The organism is Oceanobacillus senegalensis (assembly GCF_900176885.1).
Taxonomy (GTDB): Bacteria; Bacillota; Bacilli; order Bacillales; family Amphibacillaceae; genus Oceanobacillus; species Oceanobacillus senegalensis.
The window spans coordinates 723,863-749,660 of record NZ_LT839648.1; the positions used below are offsets into that span (position 1 = coordinate 723,863).

Sequence of the window (25,798 nt, forward strand, 5' to 3'; positions counted from 1 at the left end):
TATACATCATGAGGAAAGGAGAGTAAATGAAATGGGGCTGTGTTAACATAACTGTCATTTTCCTTCTATTGTAAGCTGAATTTTCTTATTTGGTTAGAAAATAAATATAATAGACCGCGTTATTTAAAAGCAACATGGGAACGAAAATTACTAAATTTTAAGTCGTATCAAGAAACATTTTTTACTTACATTCGTATAAAAGACAAGGAGGAATAAAAATGGTGAATAGAAAGAATGAAAAGCTTATTGAAGTAAAAGGTAAAGTACGGAAGAAACATAAATGGCAAGGTCAGTTGATGGATTATGAGAATGAACGAATCGAAATAAAGAAAACGATTCAGGATTTATCTGTTCAACTTGATGAAGAAAGTAAGGATGTAGAAAAATTAAAGGGAATTAGTGTGACCAATCTGATACAGACGTTAATCGGTCAGAAGGAAGAAAAACTGGAAAAAGAAAAACAAGAAGTTATCACTGCTCAGTTACGATTAGAAGAAGCGAAGAAGGCAAAAATGGAAGTCGAACTAGAGATAGAAGTACTTCAAAATAAGATAGGAATAATAGGAAATGTAGAAAAAGACTATCAGCAAATATTGTTGGAAAAAGAAAATATCATGAAACAAAGTAAGAAGTATGAGATCTATTCAAAAAGAGTTATTGGATGTACAGGAAGAACTAGATGTGCATATTGATATCTCCGGATTGTTAAAATTTGCAGATTTCTTCCCAGATGGATTCTTTTCGGATTACTTAGTTCAGGAGAGAATAAACGATTCACTAGCAGAGGTACGTTCGAAGCAGACTGAAGTGAATGATATTATATCTGGTTTGAGAGCGCGTCTAGAAAAAGGGAAAATAGAATTGGAAAATATGGAAATAGAACGTATTCAATTAATTGAACAGTATGGAAATCTATGAGGCAATAAAAGTGTTCCATCATGATAAGAGATAAGAGGCTGGGATAACTCAAAGTGACATTCGAAACATGGTTGGTGCATTTTTGTCCTTTAAACTATATACTTTGGTTATATACCAACCTCTTATGGTAAGTTATAAAACATATCCGTAAATACATATAAAGTGAAACAGGCTTCCAAACATAATGAAAATATGGAAAATCTCGTGGAAGCCCCAGTTGCGAAATTGAAGAAATGTTGGTTTAAATCCGTAAATAATTCCCCCAATGGTGTAGAAGGCACCGCCTAATATGAGGAAGGTCATGCCGCCAACTCCAAGTGCTGGTACAAGTTGACCGGTAAAGAAAATAACAAGCCATCCCATGCCAAGATAAATAGAAGTAGAAATCCAACGTGGGGAATGGAACCATGTTAATTTAAAGATCACACCAAGTAAAGCAAGTCCATTTACTACAAAAAATAGTACCCATCCTAATGTGGTTCCTTTTAAGGAAATCAAACAAAAAGGTGTATAGGTTCCTGCTATGAGAACGAAAATCATAGAGTGATCAATTTTGCGTAAATAAGAAATGACACGCTCTTTAGCAATCACCATATGATAAGTAGCTGATGCTGAGTATAACAAAATCATGCTGACGCCAAAAATAACAACCGCCGTAATAACTAGTGCAGAATTGGTTGTCGTTGCAGCTTTCACAATTAAGGCAACTAGTCCGAATAATGCTAAAATCGCTCCAATTAAGTGTGTTAAAGCATTAATAGGCTCCCGAATATAAGTGTTCAAAAATTATCAACCTTTCAGTTTTGTATGTAGTTTCAAAAACTATATGATAATCATACATACATTTTAATATGTAGTCAAGGTTTACTTTGATGAATACAATAAAGTATAATTAAAGAAAAATTAGTGTAATTGGAGTTCTATATAAATGGAAAATCTACGAGAATTAATGAAGGAACTAAATCTTGATACCCATTTAACAGTGGATGAAATACCAGATTTAGATTTATACATGGATCAAGTGATTCAGCTATTTGAAAATAAATATGCTACAACTAAACGGAATGAAAATGAAAAAATTTTAACGAAAACAATGATTAACAACTACGCAAAGGGTAAGTTATTTTTTCCCGTAAAGAATAAAAAATATGCCAAAGAACACATCATGCTAATTAGTATGATTTATCAAATGAAGAGTACATTATCCATTAATGATATTAAACAAACATTAGCAAGACTAAATCTAAAAATAACGGAACAAGGATTCGAACTTGAAGATCTTTATAAAAGCTACGTTGCTATGAATGAGCGAAATGTTAATCGATTTTATAAAGATAGTAATCAAATGGATCAGGAAATAAATGATGAAATACCAGATGAAAAGGATAGCCAATATATCAAGCAGTTACTATTAGTAGCGTCATTTGCGCATATGAGTAATGTTTACAGAAAAGCTGCCGAAAAAATAGTAGATGACATAGAGATACACGAGCAAGAAGAGAAAGGAAAATAAATCAGTTAAATGCGGCGGTAATACCCTCTACTTTAAAAATGGTGATGAATTTGAGAATATTAAGTGAGGACACTGCTGCTAAATACATCTTTGTTTAAGTAAAAGTTAGTGGTGGTAGAAAAAATTTCGCTGATTAATCTTTATTTTATTAGTTATGGATAAAAGCGATACACTAAGAATGGAATTCGAAGGGAGCAGGAATATTGAGTACATATCCTAATGTGACTGAAACAAAGGAACTGATAAAACAACTAGTATCCATACCAAGCCCTTCTGGGTATACGTCAAGAGCAATTCAATTTGTAGAAGACTTTTTAAAAGATTTACATGTTGAAACCAAGAGAAATAACAAGGGTGGATTAATCGCTACTTTACCAGGGGAGAATGATAAAAAGCATCGTCTTTTAACAGCCCATGTTGATACATTGGGTGCGATGGTTAAAGAGGTTAAGAAAAATGGTCGATTACGCCTAGATCTTATTGGAGGATTTCGTTACAATTCGATTGAAGGAGAATATTGCGAAATACATACATCGAATGGGAAAACATATACGGGTACCATTTTGATGCATCAGACTTCTGTCCATGTATATAAAAATGCAGGAGATGCGAAACGGAATCAGGAAAATATGGAGGTACGCTTGGATGCAAAAGTAAAAAATGCAGATGATATAAGGGAATTGGGAATCGAAGTTGGTGATTTTGTTTCCTTTGATCCACGTGTACAATTAACTGATAATGGTTTTATTAAATCGCGTCATTTGGATGATAAAGCGAGTGTGGGCATCATATTGCAATTAATTAAACGTTTAAAAGAGGAAAACATTACGCTTCCACATACAACTCACTTTCTAATTTCCAATAATGAAGAAATTGGCTATGGTGGAAATTCTAATATTACACCAGAAACCATTGAGTATCTTGCGGTAGATATGGGTGCTATTGGTGATGGTCAATCAACAGATGAATATACGGTTTCGATTTGTGTAAAAGATGCTAGTGGCCCTTATCATTATGAATTAAGAAAACATCTAGTAGAATTGGCCAAGCAGCATAATGTTGAATACAAATTGGATATTTATCCATATTACGGATCCGATGCTTCTGCAGCTATTCGTGCAGGGCATGATATCGTTCATGGATTAATCGGTCCTGGAATTGACTCTTCTCATGCATTTGAACGAACACATGAGGATTCGCTAAAAGCTACAGAGAATTTGCTTTATTATTATGTGCAATCTGAAATGCTTTCTATATAATGCGAACTTAGTAGTTTTGGTAGGTTCTTTTTCTTGAATTTTGTTAAGAAAAAGAACCTGATTTTATTAAAAGGAAGTGGAGCTTTGGTGAAACTTAGTATTTTAGATCAATCACCAATTTCAAAAGGAGGAACAGCAAAAGAAGCGTTGGAAGCTACGATTGAACTTGCTAAAATGGCGGATAAACTTGGTTTTAGCAGGTATTGGGTAGCCGAACACCATAACTTATCTGGATTAGCTTCCCCAGCACCCGATATTTTACTTGGAATTATCGGTTCACAAACAAATCGTATTCGTATAGGTTCTGGGGCAGTATTGCTTCCAAACTATAGTTCTTTTCACATAGCAGAAAGGTACAATGAATTAGCAACACTGTATCCTAAACGAGTTGATTTGGGAATTGGGCGTGCACCAGGTGGAACCGCTGAAACTTCGATTGCACTTGCGGGTAATTTTTTGGAACAGGTACGAAAATATCCAGAATTAGTCGATGAGTTGTTGAACTTTTTATATGATAATTTTCCTGAGGATCATATGTACTCGAAAATAGCCCCAAGCCCTGTACCCGAAATACCTCCAGTTCCATGGATATTAGGGACAAGTAAAAAAAGTGCCCGCCTTGCAGTTGAAAAAGGACTAGCCTATGTATTTGGACATTTCATGAGCGATAAGAATGGTCCTGAAATTGTAAAAAGTTATTATGAACAATTTTCAAGTGGAATTCCACATGCTTTGGTTGCGGTATCTGTGGTTTGTGCAGAAACCACGGAGAAAGCAGAGGAACTTGCGAAGAGTAATCAGCTTTGGAAGGTTTTACAGGATAAGGGGGAAGCGGAACTTGGTATTCCCTCCATTGAAGAAGCAGAGGCATATCATTATTCTGATGAAGATATGGAAAAAATGGAGAAAATAAAACAGAATCAAATTATTGGAAGTCCAAAGGAAGTACGAGCAGAACTGGAGAACTTACAGAAGGCTTATCAAGTTGATGAATTTATGATTGTTACCATTACGTATAGTTATGAAGCAAGAAAAAAATCGTATGAATTACTTGCAAAAGAATTTGGATTATAGAAAAATGCTTGGGTAATATTTATCCCAAGCATTTTTGGTATATTCTTTTCTCTACCTACTAGACACTTAATTTATCATCTTGTTTTCTCTCATTCTTCTTTTTCTGTTCTTGACCAAACTGTGTCGTTAACATGACACCGAAAATAACAAAGGCGGAACCGATGATTTGTAATAGGGTAATCGTTTCTCCTAACCAAAGAAATGCACCTATAATAGTTACAACGGGTAAGAAATTCAAAAATACAGAAGCATGAGAAGGGCCTAATAAAGTAACCGCTCGATTATAGAATACAAGTGCAATAAAGGATGGAAAAATGCCTAGGAACAATAGCCCTAAAATATGACTTGGAATTTGAAATGTTGGTATTCCATATGTAATCCATTCAATTGCGACAAATGGTAATAATGCAAGGACGGAAATGCCTGTCATTATGAAAGGAGCTCCAAAAGATGGAAATAATTGCATATATTGTTTTACGTAAATGGAATAGATAGACCAGCATACGATTGCTCCAATCATAATTCCATCCCCGATGTTCCAAGCGGTGGATGCAAGTAGCAACAATTTTCCATCCAAAATAACCCAAATTGCACCAAGAAAGGAAAGAACAACACCAATCCACTGTACTTTAAGAAGTTTTTCCTTTAAAATAATCGCACTTAAAATGACGGTAAGAACTGGTATGGATGATTCTAATACGGAAACATTCGTTGCGCTAGTAAATTGTAATGCCCCGTAGATGAATGTATTAAAAAAGGTTACCCCCGTTAAGGACATGATTAAGATAGGCTTCTTATATTCTGGAAATAATGACCATTTTTCTTGTGCTTGTTTCAAACCAAATGGCAGTAACGCAATAAAAGCAACTAATAAACGGAAAAAGGCAATCGTAAAGGGGGGCAAATCATTGATTGCTTTACCTACTAAAATATTCCCTGCATAGATGATAACAACAAGAACCATTAATATATAAGGATACATATAGATTTCCCCCTTTAAATAACCATCTACTCCCACTTTAACATCTTTCCTCGAAAAGAGTAATAGTTGTTTTGTAGGGACAGTTCTCGTTGGTGAGAGGAAATGTCAATTTGTTGCTAATAAGCAGCGTGAATGTGTTTGACCATACGCCCATAGAACTGTCCAATCCTCCTCCAGATAATCACCTGTTTTTCTTCCAGGCTTATCTGTTTATACGCCTCAAGTCTTATATCAAAATATCTCTCAGGCTCATTATAAGAAGCTCATTTTCTCGGTATGATGGAATCAAGATAAAGAAAGGAGGCAAATACATGAGAAAGTTTATGTTATTTGTTGGAGGTTTAGTAGCTCTTATCATTTTATTAGCTAACCTCGGTCCAATGGTAATACTTGGGCTAAGCTTATGGTTGCTATATATCATTTTTAAGAAATTTGTGAGGAGTGATTCTACAGTAGGAAAAATTGGCTGGATCATTCTTGGGTTGATTGTTGCGAGCATTGCTTTTTCAAATATATATGCTGTCATTGGTGTGGCCGCTGCATATGCACTATATCTCATCTGGAAGAATTGGAAGAAAGATGATGATATCGTGGTATCTGATATGAAAGATGATGACCCATTTACTAATTTCGAACGTCAGTGGGCAGAGTTAAATAAATAATTTATTAAAGGAGCAGGATTTAAATGGCAAATCTTTTTACTAGAATTAAGGAATCTATTGAAGCGGACTTACATGATGTATTAGATAAAAAGGAACAAAAACATCCGATTAAAGCGTTGAACCAATACTTAAGGCAGGCAGAGCAGGAAAAAGAAAAAGTGCGCAGACTAATTGAGCGTCAATATAAATTAAAAGATGAGTTTACAAAAGAATATTATCATGCAAAAGAAATGGCTGATAAGCGTCAAAAACAGGCTCAAATTGCAGAGAAGTCCGAAGAAGAGGACTTATATCAATTTGCTATTAAGGAGCATGAGGAATACCAAACGCGTGCTAATCGAATGGATGCTTCTCGAATAGATGCACAAGAACAGTTAGAAAATCTTGAACAAAAATATGAAGAAATGAAGCACCGCTTAAAGGATATGCATTTAAGAAGAATGGAATTAATGGGTAGAGAAAATATTGCTCATGCAAGCTCGCAAATCAATAAGGTACTGGAGGATGTGGCAGAAAAACCTTTTTCCAAGTTTGCGGAATTAGAACGTTATATTGATGGATTAGAGTATAAAGTAAATAGTTCCTATTATAGGAGTACATTTGATAGCAAGATTGCAAACTTAGAGAAGGAACTAAATAAAAAAGAAACTGTGAATGAATAATTCACTACACCATGCAGCGCAATTATGAAACATGATATACTTATACAGGCGTAAATTGCGCCTGTATTTCATTTGTTGATGGAGGAGGATAATAAGATGTTTAAACGATTTCAAACCGATACATTTAATTGGATTTTAATCATTGGCGTTATCCTTCTTATTTTTGAAATAATTTTCTTTTATGGTGGGTCGTTAATTAATGTCATTATTTCGGCTGTTTTCGTGTTTATCGGCTGGAAAAAATTTCGTAAACTTTGGGGAAAAATAGTATTTTGGGTTTTTCTGGTAAGTTTCGTATTTTCGGTATTAAATCTATTAGCTGTAAGATTTCTAATTGCAGCTGTACTTGTATTATTTATTATTGATTATTCCAAGAAGAAAAAGGGAGAGGAGTATATCTCGCCAACTCTTTCAGGGTCCGAGATAAATCAAGGAACAATTATGCAAATGGAACCACTGTTTGATCATAAATGGTTTGGTGATCAAGCTACAACAGATACAGCATATGGATGGCGAGATATTAATATTCACAGTGTTTTTGGTGATAAAGTTATTGATTTAAGTAATACCGTTTTACCAAATGACACAGCAGTAATCTCGATTAGACATATCATGGGAAAAATTGAAGTTTTTGTTCCATATGAAGTGGAGGTAAGTATTCATCACAGCTCTGTGTTTGGAAGAGCGCATATATTTGGAAAACATCATTGGAAGCTATTGAATAATTCTTTGTTATACCAAACGGAAAATTATGATTCAGCCTATCCGCGTGTCAAAATAATCACCTCTATATTTTCTGGGGATATTGAGGTGAAACGGATATGAATATTATTTTACGACACGTCCTGACGTCAATCTGGTTTACGCTCATATGGACATTCATTTTACTTGGACTTACCTTTTTATTTTTTCCATTGGAAGACTGGTCATTATTGTTGGAACAAAGGTTAGGAAATGTTTCTTTTCTCGTTTGGTTGTTAGGGTCTATTGCAGTGATGGGGATTATTGTTGGGCTTACATTAGGAATGTATTGGAAACAGCGAATTACTCATGTCGAGCGGAAGTTGAATGAGCTAGTAAAAGGGCAGAATCTTTCTATCGATGACGAGAGCTATAATGAACTAGAAGGTATTTTACATCGTATTCATGAAATTCAGGATAAATTAAATAAGCAAACAGAATTATCACAGCGTCTTGCAACGGAACGGGCTGAGGAACGAGAAATAAGCTTGCAGGAAGTAGTTGAGCAGGAAAGAAATAGATTGGCAAGGGAATTACATGATTCCGTTAGTCAACAGTTATTTGCGGCTTCGATGATGATGTCAGCTATTAATGAATCTAATTATCAAGAAAACAGTACGATGAATAAGCAATTACAAATGGTTGAGAAGATGATTCAGCAATCACAGCTTGAAATGCGAGCATTACTTCTACACTTACGACCAATTGCTCTTAAAGGAAAATCACTCAAAAAAGGCATAGAGGAACTATTAATTGAATTAACACAGAAAGTTCCCATGGAAATAAATCAAAAGATAGAAGATTTCACCATTGATAAAGGTGTTGAAGATCAGTTATTTCGAATTTTACAGGAGTCATTATCTAATACTCTGCGCCATTCGAAGGCAACAGCAGTCCATGTATTACTGATTGAACGTGATAAAAATATCATTCTTCGAGTCCATGATAATGGAGTTGGATTTGATATGGAAAATATGAAAACTGGCTCTTACGGCTTACAAAATATGAGAGAGCGCGCTTATGAGATTGGTGGGACATTTAAAATAATAAGTCTGCCAAAAGAAGGTACACAACTAGAAGTAAAAGTACCGAATTTTACGAAAGAACGGTGATATGAATGATTAGAGTGTTATTTGCAGATGATCATGAGATGGTGCGTATAGGTGTATCTTCCTATCTCTCGGCACAATCCGATATCGAGGTTGTTGCAGAAGCAGATGATGGGGAACTAGCAGTTGAGTTAGCGTTAGAGTTAAAACCAGATATTATTCTAATGGATTTAGTGATGAAGGAAATGGATGGTATTGAGGCGACTAAACAAATTATAGAGAAGTGGCCGGAAGCCAAAATAATAATTGTCACAAGCTTTCTGGATGATGAAAAAGTTTATCCGGCGCTAGAGGCAGGAGCAACAAGTTATATGTTAAAGACCTCCAAAGCGGAAGAAATTGCAAAGGCCATTCGGGCGACCTATAAAGGCCAGTCTATACTGGAGCCAGAAGTAACAGGGAAAATTATGACGAAAATGCAGAAAAAACCGGAAGAAAAGTTACACGATCAACTAACAGATAGAGAAATGGAAATATTGTTATTGATGACACAAGGAAAAACGAATCAGGCAATTGCTGATGAACTATTTATTGCTTTAAAGACAGTAAAGGTACATGTAAGTAATATCTTGGGGAAGTTGGAAGTTCAAGACCGTACGCAAGCTGTAATTTATGCATTTAAACATGATTTGGTGGAATAGTGTTAGTCCTTGCATATCGGTCTTACTTTTAAATCATCTTGCAGTTTTTCCCTTTTTTTGATATTCGAAATATTTTTCAACTAACTCACCAATAGACAAAAGCTCATACAAAATAACTAATTCTGGAGGAAATTTTGTCGGATGATGATTACTTCTTGTTATTTCTTCATTATCTTCCCAGAAAATATTCATAAGTTCTCTTTGTTTCTTATGATGCATCTTAGCATCAAAAGTGTTTCGATTTTGAAGTGCATCTACTAATTCATATACACCCAACATGATCAGTTTCTTTTCTTCGTTTGACCATGAGATATCCCTAAGTGGTGTATATAATAAATTTTCCAAACGATAGTGAACTTGCCGTAAGCAAGTTAATTGCTGTTGTGCATGATGGAACTCCTGTTTCTCACTTTTTGCTAATGGGTGATATTTTGATTCCTCCTGTTGAAAACGAATAAGTGTTTCTGTTTTTAGTGTATCCTTTTCCAACTTCCATAACATCTCTTGCTTTTTACCTGTTATATTTCTATTAAATAAAATATGCTCAAATAACGTTTCTATTGTGCTACCTGTCCGTGTTGCAATTTGTAGTACATGTTTTGAAATATTATCGAGATAATCAGGTGGGAGTACAAACATATTTACTATGGTTGATACACCTAACCCTACAGTTGTTGTACCTAAACGGATAAAAAAGGAAACTAAAAAATGGTCGTGAATTACCTCTACCATTGCTACGGATGTTAGGGTTGCTACAAGTAGTCCGGCGTGCAAATTTAATTTATAACAGGTAGTAATGGTCAAAACTGTAGCTAGTGTATATGTAAGAGCTGAATTCCCAAAAAGTGAAATAAACAAAACGGCATAAGCTGAACCGATAGCAGAAGCTGGGAATCGAATAATTCCCTTTTTAATTGAATCAGATACGGTGGGTTCAACGGTCACGATAGCGGTAATTACAGCAAATACTGGTGGCCATCCAAGTAAATCACATATTACAGTAGTTAAGAAAACAGCAACTCCTGTCTTCACAATACGGCTACCAATAAATCGAAATCGCTTCAACTTTTTTCATCTCCATTAAGTGCTTGTCTATGTCCTTATCATATCATTCTCTTATAAACCAACATGTATTTCAAATTTTTTTAAAAAAGGGGTTGCATTTTTCAGAATACTTGAATATAATCTGTATTATAACAACATAGATAAAAATTAACTGTTATATAAATGGAGGAGGGATAATATGATGAAAACAGTTCATTGTCCAGAATGTGGTAAAGAGGTAGATGCTAAAAGTTTTACAATGGAGTGTGATTACTGTCTTTCCAAAAGAGAAGAATAATTTTTTTGCATCATATGTTATACAACAGTATATTTAATTAGATTTTATAATATAACAGTAGGGAGGATACGATGTTAAAAAATTCGGAGATTCAAATTAATAGTGAGCAAAAATATGAGGAAGTTTTAACTCCAGGTGCCATATCTTTTTTACAAAGGTTACACCTTCATTTTGATGAACGGAGAAGAGATTTATTGGCGAGAAGACATCAGAGACAGCAAGAATTGAATAATGGGAAAGGATTAGATTATCTTTCAGAAACGAAAACAATTAGAAAAGGTGATTGGACGATTGCTCCAATGCCTAGTGATTTACAGGATAGACGTGTGGAAATAACAGGACCCGTTGATAGGAAAATGGTTATCAATGCATTAAATTCCGGTGCAAATACATTTATGGCTGATTTTGAGGATGCGACATCACCTACATGGGACAATATCATGCAAGGACAAATAAATTTAGGTGATGCTGTAAGAAAAAAAATAGATTTTGAGGGGAAAAATGGGAAACAATACAAATTAAAAGATGAAACAGCTGTACTAATCGTCAGACCTCGAGGGTGGCACTTAGAAGAGAAACATATTCGGGTTGATGGAAAATCTATGTCAGCCAGTCTAGTTGATTTTGGTCTTTATTTTTATCATAATGCTAAAGAACTGTTGAAGCGTGGATCGGGTCCATATTTCTACTTGCCCAAAATAGAGAGTTATCTTGAAGCTAGATTGTGGAACGACATCTTTGTATATGCGCAAAATGACTTTGGTATTCCACAAGGAACAATAAAAGCTACTGTACTGATTGAAACAATAACAGCAGCTTTTGAAATGGATGAAATTCTTTATGAGCTACAGGAGCATTCCGCAGGCTTAAATTGTGGACGCTGGGACTATATTTTCAGCTATATCAAAAAGTTTCAGAAGGATTCTAACGTTATTTTGCCAGACCGTTCGATTATAACAATGGAAGTACCGTTTATGAGGTCGTACTCTCTATTGGCTATTCAAACCTGTCATAAACGTAATGCGCCTGCTATCGGAGGAATGGCCGCTCACATCCCTGTAAAGAACGATGAAAAAGCAAATGAAATGGCTTTTCAGAAGGTGAGGAAAGATAAACAGAGGGAAGCAAGGGATGGACATGATGGAACATGGGTAGCACATCCTGGAATGGTACAGCTTGTTAAGAAGGTATTTGATGTAGAAATGCCTACTTCAAACCAAATTTTTAATAAAAGAGAAGATGTCCATGTAACTGCAAAGGACTTAGTGCAAGTTCCTATAGGAGAAATTACGGAAGAAGGGCTAAGGACGAATATATATGTTGGAATATCGTACATTGCAGCATGGATGAGTGGAATGGGAGCTGTTCCTTTAAATAATTTGATGGAGGATGCTGCTACAGCTGAGATCTCTCGTGCCCAAGTGTGGCAATGGATTCGTCATCCAAAAGGTATTACGAATAATGGGGTAGTTATCACTTTGGAGTATGTGGAAGGGCTGATAGCTGAAGAGCTTGAAAAAATAAAGGGGAAGGTCGGGGAAGAACACTTTAATCGTAAAAATTATGATGAAGCATCCGAAATCTTTCATGAATTAATTAGTCAGGATGAGTTTGGAGAGTTTCTAACCATACCAGCATATGAGAGACTTTCTTAAGAATGTAATAAGTGATTCATAAATCGGTTCTTTTTTTGTATTAAAATTAAAGGGGGAAATAGTATGCCAATTAATCGTGCGGAAGTATTAAGGCAAGAGTGGGAAAATGATAGACGTTGGGTAGGGATTGAAAGACCATATACAGCAGAGGATGTTATTCGGTTAAGGGGATCAATTGATATCGAATACACACTGGCTACAAGGGGAGCAAAAAAGCTTTGGACTTCTATAAATGGTGATAGCTATGTTCATGCACTAGGTGCTTTAACCGGTAACCAGGCAGTCCAACAAGTAAAGGCGGGCTTAAAGGCTATTTATCTGAGCGGATGGCAGGTGGCCGCTGATGCGAATCTTGCAGGACAAATGTATCCTGATCAAAGTTTATATCCAGCGAATAGTGTACCACAAGTTGTAAAAAGGATTAACCAAGCATTACAACGTGCCGATCAGATTCACTATTCTGAGGGAAATGAGAAGATTGATTGGTTTGTTCCAATTGTAGCAGATGCGGAAGCAGGTTTTGGTGGCCAATTAAATGTATTTGAATTAATGAAATCAATGATTGAATCAGGAGCAGCAGCAGTCCATTTCGAAGATCAATTATCATCAGAGAAAAAATGTGGTCATCTTGGCGGGAAAGTATTACTCCCTACCCAAACAGCAATTCGAAATTTAATTGCTGCAAGGTTCGCTGCTGATGTAATGGGCACACCGACATTAATTATTGCTAGAACAGATGCTAATGCGGCCGACTTAATTACAAGTGATATTGATTCATATGATGAACCATTTATTACAGGAGAACGTACAGCGGAAGGATTTTTCCGTACGAAGTCAGGTTTGGATCAAGCGATTGCTAGAGGGCTTGCATATGCACCATATGCTGATTTAATCTGGTGTGAAACAGCTGAACCAAATATTGAAGAGGCTCGGAAGTTTGCCGATGCTATTCATGAAAAATATCCTGGTAAGTTATTAGCATATAATTGCTCCCCATCATTTAATTGGCAACAGAAGCTTACTGCAGCGGAAATTGCTAATTTCCAGAAAGAGTTAGGAGAAATGGGTTATAAATTCCAATTTGTTACTTTAGCTGGTTTCCATGCACTAAACCATAGTATGTTTGAACTAGCAAGAAAGTATAGAGATGAAGGAATGGCAGCATATTCTGAATTGCAGCAGGCAGAATTTGCTAGTGAACGGTTTGGATATTCTGCAACAAGACATCAACGTGAGGTTGGTACCGGATACTTTGATGAAGTTGCACAAGTTATCTCTGGAGGGACATCATCGACAACAGCTTTAAGTGGTTCTACAGAGGAAGAACAATTTACGAGCTAACACGATTTTTTAATCGACTAGAAATGCGTTTTCTAATAAGGAAAACGCATTTTTTTGTGTATTCTTTACTAAATTGTAATATTAGACAAACTAAAGAAGGTTTATGTCAATGTATTGAAATAAAAATGACATCTTCTGTCGATTTTGAAATATAATTGTAATATTTATATAATATGGGTGAAATTATTACATGGTATACTACCAATTATTGGATAAATAAATGAGGTAAATAAGTACTAGGTAGTTGTAAGTACATAAATTAAAAATTAATAGATTCGTCGAACAATATACATATTACGTATTACATAGGGAAGTGGGGAGAAAGAATGAAAAAAACCTTTATAGCTTTATCGGCAGTTGCAGTAATTGGTTTTGGCAGCCCATTGTTTACTGGATTGGTTCATGCGGATACAAAAGCTCAACTGAATGCAAAACATGAACAACTAAAGGAAGAGCGTGAATCTGTAAAGGAAGACTTATCAGAAGCGGAAAGTAAAATTGCAGATGTTTTGATTGAAATTGAAGAGCTTCAAAAAGAAATGGATCGTGTTAATGATGCTCTAAAAGAAAACCAAAAAATGATGGATCAAACAAAATCAGATATAAAAGAAACAGAAGCTCAAGTTGAAAAATTAGAAGCTGAAATAGTTGAGCTTGAGAATGGCATTGAAAAACGCTACGAAATTTTAAAAGACCGTGCCGTTTCTTATCAACAAACAGGTGGTTCTATTAGCTATCTAGAAGTTATCTTTGATTCCAAAAGCTTTGGAGATTTTATTAGCCGTGTAACTACGGTTAGTAAAATTACAAAGTCTGATAAAAATTTAATTGAGCAACAGGAAGCAGATAAAAAAGCTGTTGAGACGAAACAAAATGAAGTGCTAGAAAAGCTTGATGAATTAAACGCTATGAAAGTTGAATTAGAAGGAATGCAAGTTCTAATTGAAGAGCAAAAAGAGCAAAATGAAGGTAAATTGTCAAGCTTAGAAGAAAAAAAGCAAGAACTTGTTACGATGAAAAAAGAGTTAAAAATGGAAGATAATCGTCTTGCATCTTTGGAGGCGGACATAAAACAGAACATACGAGCACTTTCTCAACCAAGTACAAAAGTAGCTAGCGCAACGACATCATCTAGTGGAAAATCTTCCACATCTAGTTCCAGTGCCAGTGGTGGAGTACAAACTGCTATCAACGCTGGATTTGATCATTTAGGTACACCTTACGTTTGGGGTGGAAAATCTCCAGGTGGGTTTGATTGCTCTGGATTTGTATCATGGGCATTTGCACAAGGAGGGATATCTATTCCATCTAGTACGTCAGCATTGCAATATACTGGAACGAAAGTGTCATATAGTAATGCACAACCAGGTGATTTAGTATTCTTTAACACGTATAAAACAAATGGACATGTAGGAATTTACTTAGGAGGTGGGAAGTTTATTGGCGCGCAGAACTCTACAGGTCTAGCAGTCGCTAATATGTCAAGTGGTTATTGGAATGATCATTTTTCAGGACATGTACGTCGTGTAGATTAATTTAATAGAATAGATGAAAAAAAGAGACTGGGACATAACTAAAGTACTTAACTCAAAAGACGAACAACGCACTACTTAGCGGAGGAAATATACGTAGACTCCTCGAAAATAAAGTGCAATTTTCTTCGTGCGATGCTTTGCTGCCGTAGCGTTCCTTGTCCTGCGGGATGAGAGGCCTAGGTGAGACACCGTAGTGCGTTAGCACGTAGGGGGCTCTTCAGCCGCCCTAAGGTGCGCGAAGTATATTTCCGCAGCGGTTTTTATCCACCAATAACGTTCGGCTTCTGCTTAGAGAAAATACTTTTGTCCCAGCCTCTTTTTTCTTGTCATAATCGTTACGTTAAAAAATCGTATCTAATCCTAAAATAAAATTTTCCACAGAAAAAATATAATATTATCATTTTTATCTAATTTCCATGTTTAGTGTAATTGTATAAGGGGAATATAACTCATGTTATATTTTTGGTTCTTCTACTACATATATATTTAAAATTTACTTAAGAAAGGATTCTTTATGAAAAAGAAAAAGGCATATCAGAATTTTGTTTTTTATGTATCGTCAATTATTGTCGGATTATTAGTTATTATTGGGGCAATATTTCCAAAAGAATTTGGTTCCGTTGCCCAGGGTTTATTTAATTTTACAACCATTAATTTCGGATGGCTTTACTTAATCGCTGTATTTGTTATTACTGCTTTTCTAATCATTTTGTCTGCAAGTAAATTTGGAAAGGTTCGTCTTGGCCCACAAGAGTCACGACCAGACTTTCCTTTCTTTACGTGGATTGGCATGTTATTCTCAGCTGGATTTGGAATTTCTATTGTATTCTGGGGAGTAGCTGAGCCGATGAGTCATTTTTTTACAACTCCATATCCAGAAATAGATTCATTGACGCCAGAAGCAGCCCGAGAAGCGATGAGCTATTCCTTCTTTCACTGGGGGATTAGTCAATGGTCTGTTTTTGCCATCGTTGGACTTGTTATTGCATATCTTCAATTCAGAAAAGATGATAAGGGTTTAATTTCAGTAGCAATTGAGCCGATAATTGGAAAAAATAAAATTGCAGCGAACACCATTGATTCCCTTGCAGTTATCGCTACAGTAATGGGGGTAGCGACGTCATTAGGGTTAGGGATTATGCAGATGAATGGTGGCTTAACAGCTATAGCAAACGTACCAAATTCAATGTGGGTGCAAATAGCTATTGCTGCTACCATGCTAGTAGCATACTTAACATCTTCTAGTACCGGGCTGAACAAGGGGATTAAGTGGTTAAGTAATATTAATCTGGGACTTTGTCTTGCTTTAATGTTATTTGTCTTTTTAGTAGGTCCAACGGTATTCATACTTGACACATTTGTTTTAGCGTTAGGGGATTATATTTCAAACTTTTTACAGTACAGTATGCGATTAACACCATATAGTGGGGGAACATGGGTTACAGAATGGACCGTATTTTACTGGGCTTGGGCGATTGCTTGGTCCCCATTTGTAGGTGCGTTTGTTGCTAGAGTCTCTAGGGGGAGAACAATTAGGGAATTTGTTTTTGGTGTACTGGTTGTTCCTCCGGCAATAGCTTGTCTATGGATTGCTACATTCGGTGGAACGGCATTGTACAGTGATTTATTTAATGGTACCCAAATTGCTCAGGCTGTGAATGAGGATGTAACTGTTGCCTTATTTGAAACATTAGAGGTTATTCCATTGACACCGATTACTTCGATTTTATCATTTTTACTGATATTCACGTTCCTTGTCACCTCAGCAGACTCGGCTACGTATATTTTAGGAAGTATGACTTCGAGAGGATCACTGAATCCTTCCCTAGTAGTTAAATTAATTTGGGGAATACTTATCACGGCAATTGCTGTTGTGCTTTTGCTTGCTGGTGGCTTAGGAGCATTGCAAACAGCTTCCCTAACTTCTGCACTTCCATTTACGGTTATTTTACTTATGATGGTGCTTTCGATTTGGAAGTTATTAACAATGGATTATAAGCTCTATAAGGCGAATAAAAAGAAAAAAGAAAAAGAAGCAGCAAAAGGATAATATCCTTAGCTGCTTTTTTTATATTTCGAAAATCTATTTATAATAAGTGAAGTAGTAAATCCAATCATTAATACCATACATGCGGAGTAAAATATAGTTACTTCTGGAATAACAAATGAACCAATTAATAAAATAAGACAGTCCATGATAAGAATGTAAACACCAGCATTGATTGAAGTAATGTTAGCTAACATGAGGGCTAACAAATCTAAACCACCTGTACTGATATCATTTCCGAGCATGATTCCAATACCTAAGCCGATTAATATTCCAGCAATAACTGTACCAATCAGGATAGGTATGTCATCAAGGTACCATTCTGACAATGGATGGAAAAGGTCAATGAAGAATGAGGAGACAAGCAGTCCATGAACTCCATTATAAAAATATCTTCGTTTATAAAAATAGGCAATCACATATAGTGGAGTACTTAATAAAATAATGGTTAAACCAACCTTAACCTCAAACAAGTATTTTGCTAGCAATCCAATTCCTATAATTCCACCGTCTAATAAATGATTTGGGATGACGAAAGAATTAATTCCTAATGCAATAAAAGTACTACCAATAATAATAGCTAACCCTTTTTTTAACATATTGGTTCCACCTTGTCCAAGTCTCATACTATACATACTATGATGAAATATAAGATCTAGACGTGATAAATTTTTTCGTGGACACCAATGTGTTATTCTAATAGTTAACCTACATTCTAGTAACTATCCAAACATGCCAGTACAATATCTATTCTTAGTAATTAACTGATTTAATAACAGAAATGATAGGGAAACCCAACAATGTATGAGGAGCGTACTACTAACATACGAGAAGGTTTTTAAATATAAAATTAAATGTAATATTTCATTTCCGATTGTTCTGAGGTGAAATTCTTTATAAGGTGAAAAAAATAGTAGAGATTCCGAAACGACCGATTCTCCAATCATTCCACAATCCCTACTAAAAGGTAAGGTTTTTTTAATTGATTTGACATGTCGGACACAATCCATAGATTTCAAATTTGTGTCCTTCGATGGCATAATTAGATAAAGCTCCCTTTACCTCATCCATGGGACATACTTCAATTTCTTTCGTTTTACCACATTCATTACAAATAAAATGATGATGGTGGTGATGTGTGCAATTAATGCGAAAATGTTTTTCCCCATTCAATTCAGTTGTTTCTAGAATTCCCATTTCATTGTATAAGTGTAAATTACGATAAATGGTATCAAAGCTAATGGAATTGTGTTGTTTTTCTAAATGAGATATTAAGTCTTTTGCTGTACGATAGCCGTCAACTTCTGCAAAAAATGCCAAAATATCTTTTCTTTTTCCTGTGGCTTTATAGCCGTTGTCTTTTAAAAGATCAATTGCTTCAAGTAAATTCATTCCGTTTCCCTCGCTTTAATTCGAAAATTAAATCGTTTCACCCCGATAGAAATTAATAAAATTATAATCGATATAATTACAATCGTTCCACCTGGTGGAATGTTTAAGTAGTAACCAGACAATAGACCACTAATGACCGCTATTTCACCAAGAACAATCGAATATCCAATCATTTGTTTAAAGCCTTTAGCTATACGCATTGCTGCTGCAACAGGTAAAGTCATTAATGCAGATACAAGTAAAACACCGACAATTCGAATGGACGCAGCAATTACGAGTGCAGTTAGAACGATAAAAAGTAAATGGATCCATTTAGAATGTATCCCAGAAATTGTTGCATGTTCTTCATCAAAGGATAGTGTAAATAACTCTTTATAAAATAACGTTACAATTAGAATAACAAAGATAGAAATAGACAAAATCATAATAAAGTCACTTGAACTAACTGCTGATACAGATCCAAACAAATAATTAAATAAATCATTATTGAAACCATCAGCAAGAGCAATGAAAATAACACTCAAGCCCACACCACCAGATAGAATGATTGGAATAGCAATTTCCTGATATGCTTTATAAACACTCCGTAGCTTTTCAATTAAAACAGACCCAAGCACGGAAAAAGCCATCCCACTGTACAGTGGTGTAACTGTAATAGCGAAAAGTTTTTCAATCATTAAACCAAAAGCAATACCAGCTAATGTAACATGAGAGAGGGCATCGGCGATTAAAGAAAGTCTTCTAACCACGATAAAAGTTCCTAGTAATGGTGCAATGATTCCGATTAAAATACCAGTAAAAAGTGTGTAACGTAAAAAGTCGTATTGAAAAAAATCTGCCAGCATAATGATAGCCTCCTCTCTAATGGTTATGTGCTACAACATTGATTGGATGTCCGTATAAATCAGAAAGGACACCTTCTGTGAGAGAAGAGTATTCTTCTGGTTTCCCATGGAAATGTAATGTTTTATTTAAGCAAACAATATCTGTAGCATGCTCTGTCATTGCCCCTGTATCATGGGTTACAAGCATAAGTGTTATGTTTTTGTTTTCGTGTAAGTGGTGTAGTAAGTCATAAAAACGTCGTACATTCCTGGAATCAACACCTACAGTGGGTTCGTCTAAAATTAAGAGTTCAGGGTCATTAACCAGTGCACGAGCAATGAAAACACGCTGCTGTTGTCCGCCTGAGAGATTACCAATGTTTTCATAAGCATAATCCAACATATCCACTTGTTTAAGTGCTTCTAATACTTTGGTTTTATGTTTTTTGTTGAAAAACTTAAAGTATCCCACTTTTGCGGTAAGTCCCGTTGATACGACTTCAAATACGGTTGCAGGAAAGCCTCTATTAAAAGAATTGGCCTTTTGTGAGACAAACCCAATTTTATTACGCTCCTTAAATTTCTCAATAGGTTGATTAAAAAGTAAGATAGATCCATCATCAGGTTTCATCAGTCCAAGTAACAGCTTGATTAACGTAGTTTTCCCACCACCATTTGGTCCTACCAAACCCATAAAAGCCCCTTGTGGTATTTCGAAATCGATATGATCAAGAACTGTTTTTTGTTCATATGCATAGCTGATATTTTTCATTGAAACGATAGCCTCTGTCATTATTCATCCCTCCACTCTTTTGCTATTATTGGGTTACTAGATTTAGTGTTTCTAAATTTGAATACATAAGTGATAAATAATCTTCATCATTTGCTATATCTTCGTCTGTTAATACAGAGAGATTATGAACCGTTACTTCTTCAGCATTTATTTCTTTTCGAATAACATCGGTTAAACGACTTGAACTATTTTGCTCGGAAATGATGTATTCTATATTATTTTTCTTTGCTTGATCGATTATCTCCGTTAATTCTTTTTGAGATGGTTCACTTCCAGAAGATTTGTTGATTGCAAGCTGTTCTAATCCATATGCCTCTTCCCAATACCCATATGCGGCATGGGCAACGAGGATTTTCTTATTTTCTTTACCTTCAAGGGTTTCTGAATATGCATTATCTAATTTTTGTAAGTCCTTTTTTAGTGTTTCAAAGTTTTCCATATAAATAGATTCCGATTCTGGGTTTAATTCAATTAATTTCGATTTGATCATTTCAGACATCTCCAACATGCGCGATGGATCAAGCCAAATATGTGGATCAGAATCGCCATGGTTATGGCCTTCATGATCCGATTCGGTTTCATGGTTCGGTTCCTCATCATGCGTATGTTCGCTTTCATTTGTATGGAAAAGATTTTCATTATTTCCAAATTCCATTAATTTTACATCTTGATTTTTAAGGGCATCAGCAGCAGTTTCTGCAAATGCCTCCATTCCATTACCAAGATAAAAAAATGCGTCACTTTTTGCAATGTCTGTCATATCCTTTGAAGTGGGCTCAAAGGTATGAGCATCAACTCCTGGGGGATAAACGGATTTTACCGTTGCAGTGTTACCGGCAATTCGTTCAGTAGCAAATTGAATTGGGTATAGCGATGAATATAGTACTAACTCTTCATTGTTATTTTCTTTACTATTTTTGGTTTCCGTTGAAGTACAACCAGCTACAATAGTAGTAATAACAAGAATAAGTACAATAGCTTTTAAGTGTTTCAATGTCAAATCCTCCTAATAAATATATACGTTCCTATAAGTACATAAATATATTATCGTAATGATTACGATTTGTAAATAGGAATGATTACGATTATAGTAAATATCCTATTAATCTTTGGTAAGAATTATTCAAAGTACATTTTGTTTGTAATTCAACGAGGTAAGGTAGCATAGTGTTAAGTATTAAATCTTACATGAAGGGTGCTGAAATTTCTATTCACTAGAAAGAAGTTGAAAAATATAATCGGTAAATCAATTGCGAAATATCAGAAAATAATATATAATTCCTGTAGGTGAAATTTGTTTATTTTTTCGAGGTAAATGAATGATTGTTCATTCAATAATCAGCCTATTTAACATATAGCTCATACTAAAAACTGTGAGGGGGAGGAATTATGAAGTACAAAGTAAAAAAGGCTGCTGTTTTGGGATCTGGGGTAATGGGCTCTGGTATCGCTGCCCATCTAGCCAATGTGGGTATACCAGTACTAATGCTTGATATAGTTCCAAAAGAGCTAACGAAAGAAGAAAAGAAAAAAGCTCTAACGAAGGAACATCCCACTGTACGTAATAAATTGGCAACTCAAAGTAAAAAGGCATTATTAAAACAGAAACCTTCAACAATTACATCGAAAAAAAGTTTAGATTTAATATCCGTTGGTAACATGGATGATGATTTGGAAAAGTTAACAGAAGTAGATTGGATTATTGAAGTAGTTGTGGAAAATTTGGAAATCAAGAAAAAAGTATTCCGTAAAATTGATCAACATCGGAAAAAGGGATCCATTGTGTCTTCCAATACATCTGGAATATCGGTAAATGATATGATTACTGATTGCTCAGATGATATGAAAAAGCATTTTCTTGGAACTCATTTTTTTAATCCGCCAAGATACTTAAAATTATTAGAAGTTATTCCAACAAAATATACAGATAGAGAAGTACTAACTTATATGAGGAAATTTGGGGAAGATGTACTTGGAAAAGGAGTAGTTGAGGCTAAGGATACTCCGAATTTTATTGCAAATCGAATTGGTACTTATGGATTATTGATTACAGTAATAGAAATGTTAAAAGGAAATTATCGTGTTGCGGAAGTAGATTCCGTTACTGGGCCACTGATTGGCAGACCAAAAAGTGCGACATTCCGTACCTTAGATGTTGTTGGTCTAGATACATTTATTCATGTAGCTAAAAATGTTTATGACCAGGTTGACGGTGAAGAAAAAGACGTATTTCAGGTACCTGAGTTTATGATGAAGATGAAGGAACAAGGGTGGTTAGGTGCGAAATCAGGGCAGGGCTTCTACGCTAAAAAGGATGGGGAGATATACGAATTAAATCCCAAAACCCTTACTTATGAGAAGAGGAAAAAGCTTAAAACTAATGCAACAGAAATGGCTGCTCAACAAAAAGGAGTACAGAGAAAGATGAAAGCGCTTGTTAATATAAAAGGCGACCGTGCTAGTGATTTAGTTTGGGCTGTTTTGAAACCAGTTCTTGTATATTCTGCAGAATTAATGGATGAAATTGCAAATGATATTGTGGCGATTGACCAAGCATTGAAATGGGGATTTGGCTGGGAAATAGGACCCTTTGAAATCTGGGATGCTATCGGTCTTAGAGAATCCGTTGGAAGAATGCAAGAGGAAGGGGAAACTATTCCAAAGTGGGTGATGAACCTTCTTGAGGATGGATGCGAAACTTTCTACAAATATAAAAATGGTTACACTTATTACTATGATCAGGGCGAGTATAAGCAATTAGAATGGAATACAAAGGAAGTCAATATTAAAAGTCTCAAGGAACAAAAACGTGTGATTAAAAAGAATTCAGGCGCTAGCTTAATAGACATGGGGGATGGCGTAGCACTTCTCGAATTCCACTCTAAAAGCAATGCACTGGGATTAGATTCTATTCAAATGACTAATTACGCCATAGAAGAAGTAGCTAAAAATTATGAAGGGTTAGTAATTGGAAATCAAGGAAAAAATTTCTCTGTCGGAGCCAATCTAGGGCTAATGTTAATGGAAGCACAAGATGACAACTTTGATGAGCTTGATTTAGTTGTTCGACAATTTCAAAATATGACAATGAATATTAAATATTCGGAGAAACCGGTCGTCACAGCTGTTTTTAATATGACACTTGGTGGTGGGGCTGAAGTATCTCTTCCTGCAGCCGCCATTCAAGCATCAAGTGAGACATATATTGGTTTGGTAGAAGTAGGTGTGGGTTTAATTCCAGGTGGTGGTGGAACGAAAGAGCTTTACTTAAAACAATTACGTAACATGCCTAAGGGAATAAATTTTGATCTTTTGAAAGTAGCAAATGATGTTTTTGAGAAAGTTGCAACTGCAAAAGTTTCCACATCAGCATCGGAAGGGTATGAAAATGGATTCCTGGGTGTTGGTGACAGCATTAGTGTTAACCCGGATCATCTCTTACATGATGCGAAAGAAAAAGTACTGGCTTTGGCTAGATCTGGATATAAAAAACTAAAACCGGAAAAAATCCCCGTTGTTGGTGAGGCTGGTTATGCTGCGATGTTAATGGGAGCAAAGTCACTGCAATATGGTGGTTATGCATCGGAACATGATATTAAAATTGCAGAGAAATTATCCTACGTGCTTTCTGGTGGACGAATAATAGAAGGAACTCTTATTGATGAGCAAGTCATGCTAGATTTGGAACGTGAAGCATTTCTAAGTTTAATAGGGGAACCACTAACACAAGCTAGAATGCAGCACATGTTAGTAAAAGGGAAGCCACTAAGAAATTAAAGGGGGGGTTTGTATGAAGGAAGCTGTTATCGTATCAGGAGCTAGAACTCCTGTAGGGAAGGCAAAAAAAGGTACATTGTCCAATACTAGACCAGATGATTTGGCGGCACTTACAGTAAAAGAAACGTTAAAGCGTGCTGATAACTATGATGGGAATATTGATGATGTCATTATTGGTTGTGCAATGCCAGAGGCAGAACAAGGGATGAATATGGCACGGAATGTTGCCGGCTTAGCCGGATTAAATCATGATGTTCCAGGTGTAACAATTAATCGATATTGTTCTTCTGGGTTACAGTCTATCGCCTTTGCTGCTGAACGGATTATGGTAGGTGCTAGTGATGCCATTATTGCTGGTGGAACAGAGTCTATGAGTATGGTTCCGATGGGTGGTCATGTGATTAAACCGAATGTAAAGTTAGTCCACGATGCTCCTGGCTATTACATGAGTATGGGCCATACAGCAGAGGAAGTTGCTTATCGTTTTGATATTTCACGAGAGGAACAAGATGAATTTGCTACAAGAAGCCATATTCGCGCTACAAAGGCTATTCAAGAAGGTAAATTTAAGGATGAAATTGTGCCAGTAGAAGTAACGAATCGTGTCGTTGGGAACAACAATAAAATTAAGGAAATAACCTCCAAGTTTGAGATGGATGAAGGAGTACGGGCTGGAACAAATACTGATGTACTTTCAAAGCTACGCCCGGCATTTAAGATGAATGGGACAGTCACTGCAGGTAACTCCTCGCAAATGAGTGACGGTGCTGCTTCAGTATTGTTAATGGATAAGGAAAAAGCGGTGGCGGAAGGGTTAACACCTATAATCAAATTTCGGTCATTTGCAGTGGCAGGGGTGGAACCAGAAATTATGGGGGTTGGTCCAGTTGCAGCTATTCCTAAGGCACTAAAAATGGCTGGATTAAAATTATCGGATATCGGTTTAGTTGAATTAAATGAAGCGTTTGCTGCCCAGTCAGTTCGTGTTATTCAAGCATTGGATTTAGATGTGGATAAAGTCAATGTAAATGGAGGGGCAATTGCACTTGGTCATCCCTTAGGATGTACGGGAACGAAATTAACTCTAACTTTAATGCATGAAATGAAACGAAGGGATGTACAATTCGGTGTAGTAACAATGTGTATTGGCGGAGGTATGGGTGCAGCAGGTGTATTCGAGCTGTTGTAAAGAATTGTGTCATTTCCTATTAATCTATGACCTTTTCGTATATTCAAATGATTTTATACGTAGTTGAAGGATTATGCGACATAACTGGGTTGAATGTTTATTGGGACTGCCTTTTAAGTTTAAGTGCAAATTGCAATAAATAGGTGCGCGTTGATTTCTCGCTACGGACAGTCGTTTTCCACGGGTACGGCTTCAGACACGTGCTATTCCCACAGGACAAGAAAGGCTTCGAGAGCGTTACATCTTCGTGAGAAAAAGTGGTCTTCTTGTTCAAGGAGTCGACTGCCCTTCGTTCCAATCAACATTATTATCTCTATAATAATAGAAGATTATGCTCAAAAA

General features: G+C 35.8%; 24 protein-coding genes. 16 read left to right on the top strand and 8 right to left on the bottom strand.

The annotated features are described in order from the left end of the window. Positions 1–218 precede the first annotated feature (218 nt). Complete coding sequence (locus CAO17_RS03365; protein ID WP_085991412.1) at positions 219–692, top strand: hypothetical protein; 474 nt, start codon at positions 219–221, stop codon at positions 690–692. Further along, on the top strand, positions 682–918 hold the full coding sequence (locus CAO17_RS03370) for a hypothetical protein (protein WP_085991413.1): 237 nt from the start codon (positions 682–684) through the stop codon (positions 916–918). The genes CAO17_RS03365 and CAO17_RS03370 overlap by 11 nt, the downstream gene beginning before the upstream one ends. A gap of 132 nt (positions 919–1,050) precedes the next feature. Here the strand turns inward: CAO17_RS03370 and trhA are convergent, their stop codons facing one another. Next, the gene (gene trhA / locus CAO17_RS03375) at positions 1,051–1,701 is read right to left on the bottom strand and encodes a PAQR family membrane homeostasis protein TrhA (RefSeq protein WP_085991414.1); all 651 of its coding nucleotides are present in this window, start codon (positions 1,699–1,701) and stop codon (positions 1,051–1,053) included. A gap of 145 nt (positions 1,702–1,846) precedes the next feature. On the opposite strand from trhA, the gene CAO17_RS03380 reads away from it, so the two are divergent. The 3 genes from CAO17_RS03380 (at position 1,847) to CAO17_RS03390 (ending at position 4,764) form a co-directional block, all read left to right on the top strand. Further along, entirely contained in the window at positions 1,847–2,431 is a 585-nt protein-coding gene (locus CAO17_RS03380) for a DUF1836 domain-containing protein (protein ID WP_085991415.1), read from the top strand. A 203-nt stretch (positions 2,432–2,634) separates the two neighbouring features. Then, the gene (locus CAO17_RS03385; RefSeq protein WP_085991416.1) at positions 2,635–3,690 is read left to right on the top strand and encodes a M42 family metallopeptidase; all 1,056 of its coding nucleotides are present in this window, start codon (positions 2,635–2,637) and stop codon (positions 3,688–3,690) included. Between the two features lie 87 nt (positions 3,691–3,777). Beyond that, positions 3,778–4,764: an LLM class flavin-dependent oxidoreductase gene (locus CAO17_RS03390; RefSeq protein ID WP_085994392.1), complete on the top strand. Its 987-nt coding sequence runs from the start codon at positions 3,778–3,780 to the stop codon at positions 4,762–4,764. A 58-nt stretch (positions 4,765–4,822) separates the two neighbouring features. Here CAO17_RS03390 and CAO17_RS03395 read toward each other — a convergent pair whose 3' ends face one another. Beyond that, positions 4,823–5,746, bottom strand: a complete 924-nt coding sequence (locus CAO17_RS03395; RefSeq protein ID WP_085991417.1) for a DMT family transporter — start codon at positions 5,744–5,746, stop codon at positions 4,823–4,825. A gap of 311 nt (positions 5,747–6,057) precedes the next feature. Here CAO17_RS03395 and CAO17_RS03400 point away from each other — a divergent pair, with 311 nt between their 5' ends. The 5 genes from CAO17_RS03400 to CAO17_RS03420 all read left to right on the top strand — a co-directional run bounded on the left by CAO17_RS03400 (position 6,058) and on the right by CAO17_RS03420 (position 9,561). After that, positions 6,058–6,408 (top strand): lmo0954 family membrane protein, encoded by a 351-nt coding sequence (locus CAO17_RS03400; protein ID WP_085991418.1) that lies wholly within the window; start codon positions 6,058–6,060, stop codon positions 6,406–6,408. Between the two features lie 23 nt (positions 6,409–6,431). Continuing rightward, on the top strand, positions 6,432–7,070 hold the full coding sequence (locus CAO17_RS03405) for a PspA/IM30 family protein (RefSeq protein ID WP_085991419.1): 639 nt from the start codon (positions 6,432–6,434) through the stop codon (positions 7,068–7,070). A 96-nt stretch (positions 7,071–7,166) separates the two neighbouring features. After that, a complete protein-coding gene (liaF, locus tag CAO17_RS03410) occupies positions 7,167–7,895 on the top strand; it encodes a cell wall-active antibiotics response protein LiaF (protein WP_085991420.1) in 729 nt (242 codons plus the stop codon). Next, the gene (locus CAO17_RS03415; RefSeq protein ID WP_085991421.1) at positions 7,892–8,923 is read left to right on the top strand and encodes a sensor histidine kinase; all 1,032 of its coding nucleotides are present in this window, start codon (positions 7,892–7,894) and stop codon (positions 8,921–8,923) included. Before liaF ends, CAO17_RS03415 begins: the two co-directional genes overlap by 4 nt. 5 nt (positions 8,924–8,928) lie before the next feature. Beyond that, positions 8,929–9,561, top strand: a complete 633-nt coding sequence (locus tag CAO17_RS03420; RefSeq protein ID WP_085991422.1) for a response regulator — start codon at positions 8,929–8,931, stop codon at positions 9,559–9,561. Between the two features lie 33 nt (positions 9,562–9,594). On the opposite strand, the gene CAO17_RS03425 is transcribed toward CAO17_RS03420, so the two are convergent. Then, on the bottom strand, positions 9,595–10,626 hold the full coding sequence (locus CAO17_RS03425; RefSeq protein ID WP_085991423.1) for an aromatic acid exporter family protein: 1,032 nt from the start codon (positions 10,624–10,626) through the stop codon (positions 9,595–9,597). Between the two features lie 348 nt (positions 10,627–10,974). Here CAO17_RS03425 and aceB point away from each other — a divergent pair, with 348 nt between their 5' ends. The 4 genes from aceB to CAO17_RS03445 all read left to right on the top strand — a co-directional run bounded on the left by aceB (position 10,975) and on the right by CAO17_RS03445 (position 17,484). Continuing rightward, a complete protein-coding gene (gene aceB / locus CAO17_RS03430; RefSeq protein ID WP_085991424.1) occupies positions 10,975–12,558 on the top strand; it encodes a malate synthase A in 1,584 nt (527 codons plus the stop codon). A 63-nt stretch (positions 12,559–12,621) separates the two neighbouring features. Beyond that, positions 12,622–13,899, top strand: coding sequence for an isocitrate lyase (aceA, locus tag CAO17_RS03435; RefSeq protein ID WP_085991425.1), 1,278 nt, complete (start codon positions 12,622–12,624; stop codon positions 13,897–13,899). Positions 13,900–14,225: 326 nt separating this feature from the next. After that, positions 14,226–15,434, top strand: a complete 1,209-nt coding sequence (locus tag CAO17_RS03440) for a C40 family peptidase (protein WP_085991426.1) — start codon at positions 14,226–14,228, stop codon at positions 15,432–15,434. A 514-nt stretch (positions 15,435–15,948) separates the two neighbouring features. Then, complete coding sequence (locus CAO17_RS03445) at positions 15,949–17,484, top strand: BCCT family transporter (protein ID WP_085991427.1); 1,536 nt, start codon at positions 15,949–15,951, stop codon at positions 17,482–17,484. Positions 17,485–17,489: 5 nt separating this feature from the next. Here the strand turns inward: CAO17_RS03445 and CAO17_RS03450 are convergent, their stop codons facing one another. From CAO17_RS03450 to CAO17_RS03470, 5 genes are all read right to left on the bottom strand, one after another. Next, entirely contained in the window at positions 17,490–18,080 is a 591-nt protein-coding gene (locus CAO17_RS03450) for a YitT family protein (RefSeq protein ID WP_085991428.1), read from the bottom strand. Between the two features lie 379 nt (positions 18,081–18,459). Continuing rightward, entirely contained in the window at positions 18,460–18,873 is a 414-nt protein-coding gene (locus tag CAO17_RS03455; protein ID WP_085991429.1) for a Fur family transcriptional regulator, read from the bottom strand. After that, on the bottom strand, positions 18,870–19,718 hold the full coding sequence (locus CAO17_RS03460; RefSeq protein ID WP_085991430.1) for a metal ABC transporter permease: 849 nt from the start codon (positions 19,716–19,718) through the stop codon (positions 18,870–18,872). Before CAO17_RS03460 ends, CAO17_RS03455 begins: the two co-directional genes overlap by 4 nt. 16 nt (positions 19,719–19,734) lie before the next feature. After that, a complete protein-coding gene (locus CAO17_RS03465; RefSeq protein WP_085991431.1) occupies positions 19,735–20,490 on the bottom strand; it encodes a metal ABC transporter ATP-binding protein in 756 nt (251 codons plus the stop codon). 25 nt (positions 20,491–20,515) lie between these two features. Next, complete coding sequence (locus CAO17_RS03470; protein WP_085991432.1) at positions 20,516–21,484, bottom strand: metal ABC transporter solute-binding protein, Zn/Mn family; 969 nt, start codon at positions 21,482–21,484, stop codon at positions 20,516–20,518. 395 nt (positions 21,485–21,879) lie between these two features. Here CAO17_RS03470 and CAO17_RS03475 point away from each other — a divergent pair, with 395 nt between their 5' ends. Both CAO17_RS03475 and CAO17_RS03480 read left to right on the top strand, forming a co-directional pair. Then, positions 21,880–24,267, top strand: coding sequence for a 3-hydroxyacyl-CoA dehydrogenase/enoyl-CoA hydratase family protein (locus tag CAO17_RS03475; RefSeq protein ID WP_085991433.1), 2,388 nt, complete (start codon positions 21,880–21,882; stop codon positions 24,265–24,267). Positions 24,268–24,280: 13 nt separating this feature from the next. Then, positions 24,281–25,456 (top strand): acetyl-CoA C-acetyltransferase, encoded by a 1,176-nt coding sequence (locus tag CAO17_RS03480; RefSeq protein WP_085991434.1) that lies wholly within the window; start codon positions 24,281–24,283, stop codon positions 25,454–25,456. Positions 25,457–25,798: the final 342 nt, after the last annotated feature.

Coding starts and splice junctions, on each gene's coding strand:
- CAO17_RS03365 (WP_085991412.1), top strand. CDS start 219: ATGGTGAATAGAAAGAATGAAAAGCTTATTGAAGTAAAAGGTAAAGTA.
- CAO17_RS03380 (WP_085991415.1), top strand. CDS start 1,847: ATGGAAAATCTACGAGAATTAATGAAGGAACTAAATCTTGATACCCAT.
- CAO17_RS03395 (WP_085991417.1), bottom strand. CDS start 5,746: ATGTATCCTTATATATTAATGGTTCTTGTTGTTATCATCTATGCAGGG.
- CAO17_RS03400 (WP_085991418.1), top strand. CDS start 6,058: ATGAGAAAGTTTATGTTATTTGTTGGAGGTTTAGTAGCTCTTATCATT.
- CAO17_RS03405 (WP_085991419.1), top strand. CDS start 6,432: ATGGCAAATCTTTTTACTAGAATTAAGGAATCTATTGAAGCGGACTTA.
- liaF (WP_085991420.1), top strand. CDS start 7,167: ATGTTTAAACGATTTCAAACCGATACATTTAATTGGATTTTAATCATT.
- CAO17_RS03415 (WP_085991421.1), top strand. CDS start 7,892: ATGAATATTATTTTACGACACGTCCTGACGTCAATCTGGTTTACGCTC.
- CAO17_RS03420 (WP_085991422.1), top strand. CDS start 8,929: ATGATTAGAGTGTTATTTGCAGATGATCATGAGATGGTGCGTATAGGT.
- aceB (WP_085991424.1), top strand. CDS start 10,975: ATGTTAAAAAATTCGGAGATTCAAATTAATAGTGAGCAAAAATATGAG.
- aceA (WP_085991425.1), top strand. CDS start 12,622: ATGCCAATTAATCGTGCGGAAGTATTAAGGCAAGAGTGGGAAAATGAT.
- CAO17_RS03440 (WP_085991426.1), top strand. CDS start 14,226: ATGAAAAAAACCTTTATAGCTTTATCGGCAGTTGCAGTAATTGGTTTT.
- CAO17_RS03445 (WP_085991427.1), top strand. CDS start 15,949: ATGAAAAAGAAAAAGGCATATCAGAATTTTGTTTTTTATGTATCGTCA.
- CAO17_RS03450 (WP_085991428.1), bottom strand. CDS start 18,080: ATGTTAAAAAAAGGGTTAGCTATTATTATTGGTAGTACTTTTATTGCA.
- CAO17_RS03455 (WP_085991429.1), bottom strand. CDS start 18,873: ATGAATTTACTTGAAGCAATTGATCTTTTAAAAGACAACGGCTATAAA.
- CAO17_RS03460 (WP_085991430.1), bottom strand. CDS start 19,718: ATGCTGGCAGATTTTTTTCAATACGACTTTTTACGTTACACACTTTTT.
- CAO17_RS03465 (WP_085991431.1), bottom strand. CDS start 20,490: ATGACAGAGGCTATCGTTTCAATGAAAAATATCAGCTATGCATATGAA.
- CAO17_RS03475 (WP_085991433.1), top strand. CDS start 21,880: ATGAAGTACAAAGTAAAAAAGGCTGCTGTTTTGGGATCTGGGGTAATG.
- CAO17_RS03480 (WP_085991434.1), top strand. CDS start 24,281: ATGAAGGAAGCTGTTATCGTATCAGGAGCTAGAACTCCTGTAGGGAAG.